This is a genomic window from Mesorhizobium waitakense (assembly GCF_056431085.1).
Map to the genome: position 1 here is coordinate 21,738 of NZ_JBWKME010000108.1, position 6,674 is coordinate 28,411.

Here is a 6,674-nt window from a genome sequence, read left to right on the forward strand (position 1 = left end):
ACTCAGCCCATCAAAACAAAAGCCGAATCCAAGGCGTGGACTCGGCACGGCACAAAACGTGAGGTTTCATGGCCGCCATACCAAAGTTGAAAACTGCAGATAATGTTCTCGACACTCGACGGAATTTGATGTCGCAGGGTTATCGCATCGTCCCCTGCAGAGGCAAAATCCCATCCGGTTTCAAGGGCTGGCAAAACCTTCATGCCACGACTGAGAACGCGATCGACTGGGAGACATCATTCCCGGAGAACCGCAATACTGGAATCATGACCGGCGACGTGGTCGCTATCGACGTCGACATCCTCCAGCCCGATCTGGCTGCGGCGATCGTTGCCATGGTGCGCGAACTGCCGGGAGGCGAACTTGCACCAATGCGGGTTGGCAAGGCGCCGAAAGCAATGTTCCTGTTTAGGACGGATGAGCCACGGGAAAAGTCGGTTACAGACTGGTTCAAGATCGACGGCATCGATCAGCGTATCGAGGTAATGGGCAAGGGCCAACAGGTCATTGTCGACGGCATCCATCCCGAGACCGGGCTGTGTTATTCGTGGGACAGACCGCTGCCGACCTTCGGCGATCTGCCGTTGCTGAACTGGCCATCATTGGAAACCTCTGTCGCGGACGCCGAGCGTCTTCTAGCGCCGTACGGCGCGCGTAAACCCGCGCCGCGGGCGCGCATTGCGAACAACGATAATTCGGCCGACACCTATTTTCGACGCGTCAACCAGGCCGCGCTTGATAACCTGGGTGCATGGGTGCCCGCGCTCGAGTTGCCCAAGACTAGACGCAACGGAGAGGGATATCGGGCCGTGTGTGTGTGGCGCGGCGTCAAGAACGCCAACCTCTCCTTCCACCCTAGCGGGATAACGGATTGGGGCAGCGGCGAGACCCACACGGCCATAGACGTGGCTTCTCACGCAGGTAAGGGCGATGGGGTAGCAAGCGCGGCTGAGTGGCTCTGTGCTCGCCTCTGCAAGGCGAAGGAGGATCTCGGCTGGATCGACAAGGGCGCACCCATCGTGCCTAATGCCGAAGCCATCGCAGCCATGGTTGCGAAAAAGGACAAGTCAGTCGACATCGGTAATCCATTCACGCCAGACGCCCTTGGCGGTCTCGGCGGCATGGTTGCGGATTGGATACTGAACACGTCTCGCCGGAAGTCGCCAGAGTTGGCGGCGATGGCTGCAGTAGCGTTTCTTTCGGCCTTCTATGGTAGGCGCGTGGCCACGCCCACAGGATGCGGCGTAAACGTTTACCTTGCCGGCATTGCCGGCCCCGGCTTCGGCAAAGAGGCGCCGTTGGCTCGCCTGGTCAACCTTCTGCAGGCATCCGGCATGGCCTACCTGATCGGCCCAGGCGAGGTCACCAGTGCTGGCGCCATCGAGAAGGTTCTCCGCAAAAAGCCCGTCATGGTCATGCCGTGGGATGAAGTCGGCGATGTTCTGGAGTCGATGAACGTGGGCAGCGCTGGCACAGGGAACTGGACCGCCACAATCAGGAAGGCAATGCTCGAGCTCTATTCGAAGTCGACAGGAGTCTGGTTTGGAAAAGAGCGTGTCGACGACGAGAAGAACAGCGACCCTATCCACTGCCCGACAATGTCTGTCGTCGGCACATCAACGCCGATCCGGTTTTATGGCGGATTGTCCGAAGGAAACCTCAAGGACGGCTTTGTTGCACGATGGATTTTCATCGCACCCCAAGCACGTCCGGTAAGGGCGAATCCGCAGGACAACGGCCTTCGCCTGCCGGCGGCGCTCGCCGAGGCTGTCACCAATGCGCAGGACAGTTTTCCATGGCCAAGGAACTTAAACGGTGGTCAGGGCGCGTGGCGTGCGGCATCGGCCATCCCGTCCCTAGTTGAAGTTTCGTGGGCGGATGCTGAGGCCGAGCGCGCATGGCTGACTATCGAGGATTGGCAAGAGGAAGAGATCATCCGGGATGAAGGCCGCGACGGCATAATCGGGCGCTTTGCCGAAAACGCGGTTCGCTTGGCGACACTGCGTGCTCTTTCGCGCGATCCGGCCAACCCTTCTGTGACAGTGGAAGATGTTGCCTGGTCACGCGCGATGATGGACGCGAGCATCAAAGCCATCGAAAGCGGCATCGACAAGCACATGATGTCAAGCAAGTTCGAAGGGCTATGCAAGGGCATCGTGTCGGCCTTGATAGGCGCCAAGGACGGGCAGCTTTACCGCGCTGAGTTGCTTCGGCGACGAGGCGTGCGGGGCGCAGATGGCAGGACGTTTGATGATGCCCTCAAACGACTTCAAGAGACCGGCGAGATCGAGAAAAGCGACGGGAAAACCTACGTGCTGACACGGGCCGGTGTGGCGTAATTCCGCTTGCCAAAACGCTTGCTAAACTATTGCACTTGCCAAACACGTGCACAGATTTCGAGCCGATCTTTGTGCATGCCTTTGGCAAGTGGCAAGTTTTTGGCAAGTGAGAACACATAGGAATCTATCAGGTAAGTGTATGATATATATACGTATTATATTTAGATAAATCACTCACTTGCCAACTTGCCAGACTTGCCACGCCCTGCGGATTTTTCTGAGTTCGCCGGTGAAGTTCGGGTTTTGCCCTATCGTGGCAAGTTGGCAAGTCCAACCAAAACGCAGCCTTTAGGAGGGCTTCAATAAATGATTGATCCGGAGACCATCGAAGACACCGACGACTGCGACGGCGAGTCCCTGTCTTGCTACGGCTACGACACAACGACCGGCACGTGGTGTTGGGGAGTCGTTCCGCTCGAGTACATTTACGAAAGCAGTCGCGTAGATATCATCGCCAGGCTTCGCCGCTACGCCGACAGCGATGAGGAGGCAGCATGACAGCGCTTTCACCGACCGAAGCCGATCGCCCGTACCGCGGCCGACGCCTCTCATGGGCCGAGTTCCGCAAGATCCTGGCGGATAATGACAACGAGCGTGCCGCTCACGCAGTCGTCCACTCCTCAGCGGCCCGCGATGCCGCCAAGTCGAGCGCATCAGGCGCAAGTATCCCGCGGCCACGCGCAAACGCTTCGAAGGCGATGCGGGCCGACTCCAAGTCCCTCTGCCCAGTCAACGCTGCCTGGCATGCGGCAAGGGCCGCTTTGAATGTTGGGCTGCGGCTACCAGACCATTCGTTCAGCAGTTCATAGGCCTCAGCCGCCGTCTCGATATCGCGCGGGAAGCCCATGCCAACGAAGATGGAAACGGGTTGCGAGAAACGCTTGTCGGTCATGGTGATCTCCGAGGGTTGGAACGCCAGACACGCAAAGGATACAGCAGTGGCAGCACCATCAGAGAGCCATTCAAAGTGGGTAGACAGCCCCTCCAGAGGGGGCGGGTCAAGGTCTGGCAGATCGGTTTTCCTACCACCGCTCCCCGAACGATAATGCGTTGTATCAAAGGGATATGGGGTTTGGACCTCCAATGCCATCCGGCCCTGGCAACCGGGGGTGACCACCAACCCAATTACAGTTTTTTGCCTCACGCGCGCGATCACGCGTAACGCGCGCGAGGGACGTGAGATTAACCCTTGCCTTTGGCGGGTCTGCCGCCTTTTATAACCATGACCGACTGGATAAAATCGGTCCTCAGAACTATATCCAGTGTTTGCGGGCAGTTTCACCGCTAGATGCTGTAAAGACGACCGTCGTTCAGACGGCAAGGCCGGAGCCGAGGGGCTCCAACACAGACCTCAATAATAGAGAGCTTCCATTGGCACAGATTTCTGACCAGACCGCTTCTGCGGAAGGCCGCATTGCGGCCAATGATAATGCCCCTCCCACTCGGAAAGAAATTCTCTACGCGGCGGATGCCATCCTCAAGGCAAACCCTTGGCCTAAGCAGTCGGCGGTTCGTGTACGATACCGTGGCGGCCTGCCAGCCATGAACTGGCTTGCAAAGCACGATGCAAAGGGTGCGGCCTCCTTGTGGCTCATCGCGCGTGCGCGGCATCCCGAAGTGGCTAACGATAACCAAGCCGACGCCGAGGGCTCGGGCATCGATCGTCGTAAAGATGGCAAGCCGCGGGGGGCGAATCCAGACCCGCGTTCGCTCGATGCTTACCTCGCGCTACCTGCCGTAAAGCCACGTCTCGGCGACGGGGAGCCACAACCAGCAATGACAGGAATGTGGGATGGTGGCTCCCGTGGGATCACAATCAAGTGCCAGGACTGGATACATCCAGAGGCTGTTTTTACCGACGCGACACGCTTCAGCTTCCATCCTCCAGAAATCGCTGAGGGCGCAATCTTCAATGGCGCGGTCGGTGGTCTCGGGCAACCGAAAATGGGCAAGCGGCGCGGCGACATTCGCCGACAGGACGAACCGAAGCCCCCCGCTCCCAGTGAAGAGGTCGACATCGTTATTGAGGTGGTTCTCGCAAGGGGTAACGTTGCCGACGTGGGAAAGGCGCTTGGGTCGAAGGGCGGCGGAGCCGATCGCTGTGGTGGCAGAGCGTTGCGAGACGCAGGACGGTGGGCGGCGAGTGCAGTGGCAGACCGGCATCCTTCATTGAGATTGAAAATCGCGTAGTCACCAGTGTAGCAACAGATTCAGGACGAGCGGCAGCAGGGCAATGAGCTTGAATACTTCCTCTCGCGATAGGTGCCACCATTTGCGTTTTTTCGGAGGGGGCCGGCGCATACAACTCTCCATTTGAAAAACTCAAATCGAGAATCCTTTCGGGCCGATTTCTTATAGGCGCCCCTTTCGGACTGCTTGGCAAGGGGGCATTCGGACCGTCGTGAGTTGGCATGTGGAAAGGCGTTCAGAGTATTTTTAACTAATTTTGTCAACGATATGAAATGACTGCGTAAAAGGCCAAAACCCTATGTGGAAAAGTGCAGCGGATTTTTTTCAGGGTGCCAAATCGTGGCCGCTAAAAACCTATAGGACAACAGACAACGAAACAGGGGCCGTCCACGAACAGGGAGCGGCCTTTTTCTATGGCAGTCAGGTTTTGCTCTATTCCTGATCGCCCGCCGCCTCCTTCCTCAGCGCGCGGCACTCTTTCGTCATTGGTCAAGAGACCAGGCGGCACAGGCTCGAGCTCTTTTCTTTCATTGCCGCAAGGCGGCAACCAGATCGCGCCACCGCTCGTCGGGAGCGGTGCGCTGATCGCCCACGACCACTGATGCTCCGTCAACGAGGTCGCGGTGCAGCTCCACGGCCATGGCCCCCATAGGCGGTATCGCCTCCCGAAACCCGTATGGCGCCTACACCGTTCCGGTTAGAACCTTCGCTAAACCTGTATTTTTTTTGTTTTTGAGCAGGGAAAAACACAAGGGGTGTCAGGCCTGGTGTTCAGAACAACTCAAGCCAAATCACCCCATCTAAAAACCGTAAGGAAAGTGAAATGCCACCCAAAAATCAGCCACCACCCGGCCCTAGCGCCGTGCTCGCGGAGCGCATGCGCGAATTGACCGCCAAGCGCAAAGCGAATGTCGCTCGCATCCTCGAGGCCGAGCGCGACGGATCCACTTTCGATTCAGCCAGGGCCGACGTCAACGCCGCTGCCAACGCGCTGCTGGGTGGCGAGGTCGCGCCGCGGCAACCGGCCGTTAACCCCGCAATCGCTCTGGAAGCGATGCGCGGCGAACTCGTGGTCATCGATCGCGCTTTAATCATTGCAGAGCAGCTGTACAAAGAACTCTGCGAGAATCCAGGCGGCAAAGGCGAGGCCGCTGCAGAAGACGGCAAGCGTCAGCGCAAAGCCACTCACTATCCCCAATAAGGCTTTCATCCGGCGCTCCTCCGCTATCCAGAGGAGAATGCAGGCCGTTCGATCCGGTTCCATGAAGAGAGGATTCAGCCTAACGGTTACTACAGAAGGCAAATAGCCCATCAGCAGGCTAGCGGGCCCGACCTACCATATCGCCGCCACGATCCGACCCGCGCCAGAAACCATCGGCTGACTCGCCGCTGGATGACAGTTCAGTGGCAGGTCACCGGCCTTATCGGTAGGCCTCGGTGAGCGGCTTGTCGGCCCCCCGCGATCTGCCCACTTTCGTGCTCAGACGTACCACCATGAGGAGAAAGCTTGCCGAAGTGCAATCACTGGGCCGAGCGATAGAGCAAGCTCGGTAAGCGACCTCCCATGCCGCGCAACTCGTGCAGTGGGGGCCAAGGTCATTGTCCTCATGCAGGGGGCGGCACTGTACAAGGGCGAGCTGTAGGCGGGCAGCTTGCCACGCGAGGGCCAGGTGAAGAGCACGGGCACTTCTTTGGCACCCGAGTTAGCGCCTTTGCGCATGCGATCATCAAGCGCCCGGGCAGAACCTCTCTTTGGCGCGGGTGCGGGGCATCATAATCGTTCGCAAGCTGACATTACCACGTCGCAAAAAGGCCTACTGCGGCCACAGCCATGACCGCCGTGGCAAGCCAGCCAAATTAGTCCTTCCTGAACTCCATCTGAACACCGTCTTCAAAGCCGTTCAACTCGCGGTCCCGTCCGCCAAAGGAGACGCTCTCATGATCCGCAATTCTTTCATCGCAACCGCGGTCGCCGCTCTTGTCGGTATTACTGCAGCGCCCTGGCCATGGCCAGCGACGCAACATACTAACTTCGGAAATTACTCTTGAGCCTCTGTAGCCAGTTGGGGTTCATTTTGGTTTCTTCTCTTTCACTTGCAGATACGTAACGAGGTCGAATTTTCTTTCCTTTTACGTAAAGCGGCT

The 6,674-nt window shown here is 58.2% G+C and carries 5 protein-coding genes; 4 read left to right on the forward strand and 1 reads right to left on the reverse strand.

Going from position 1 to position 6,674, the window contains the following annotated elements; genetic code table 11:
- Nucleotides 1-68 precede the first annotated feature (68 nt).
- Nucleotides 69-2,339: a bifunctional DNA primase/polymerase gene (locus AC07FD_RS24010; protein ID WP_478351859.1), complete on the forward strand. Its 2,271-nt coding sequence runs from the start codon at nt 69-71 to the stop codon at nt 2,337-2,339.
- A gap of 306 nt (nt 2,340-2,645) precedes the next feature.
- A complete protein-coding gene (locus tag AC07FD_RS24015) occupies nt 2,646-2,837 on the forward strand; it encodes a hypothetical protein (protein ID WP_478351860.1) in 192 nt (63 codons plus the stop codon).
- Nucleotides 2,838-2,940: 103 nt separating this feature from the next.
- Here the strand turns inward: AC07FD_RS24015 and AC07FD_RS24020 are convergent, their stop codons facing one another.
- Nucleotides 2,941-3,231: a DUF982 domain-containing protein gene (locus AC07FD_RS24020; protein WP_478351861.1), complete on the reverse strand. Its 291-nt coding sequence runs from the start codon at nt 3,229-3,231 to the stop codon at nt 2,941-2,943.
- A 479-nt stretch (nt 3,232-3,710) separates the two neighbouring features.
- On the opposite strand from AC07FD_RS24020, the gene AC07FD_RS24025 reads away from it, so the two are divergent.
- Both AC07FD_RS24025 and AC07FD_RS24030 read left to right on the forward strand, forming a co-directional pair.
- Entirely contained in the window at nt 3,711-4,529 is an 819-nt protein-coding gene (locus AC07FD_RS24025) for a hypothetical protein (protein WP_478351862.1), read from the forward strand.
- Between the two features lie 877 nt (nt 4,530-5,406).
- The gene (locus AC07FD_RS24030; protein ID WP_478351863.1) at nt 5,407-5,730 is read left to right on the forward strand and encodes a hypothetical protein; all 324 of its coding nucleotides are present in this window, start codon (nt 5,407-5,409) and stop codon (nt 5,728-5,730) included.
- Nucleotides 5,731-6,674 lie beyond the last annotated feature (944 nt).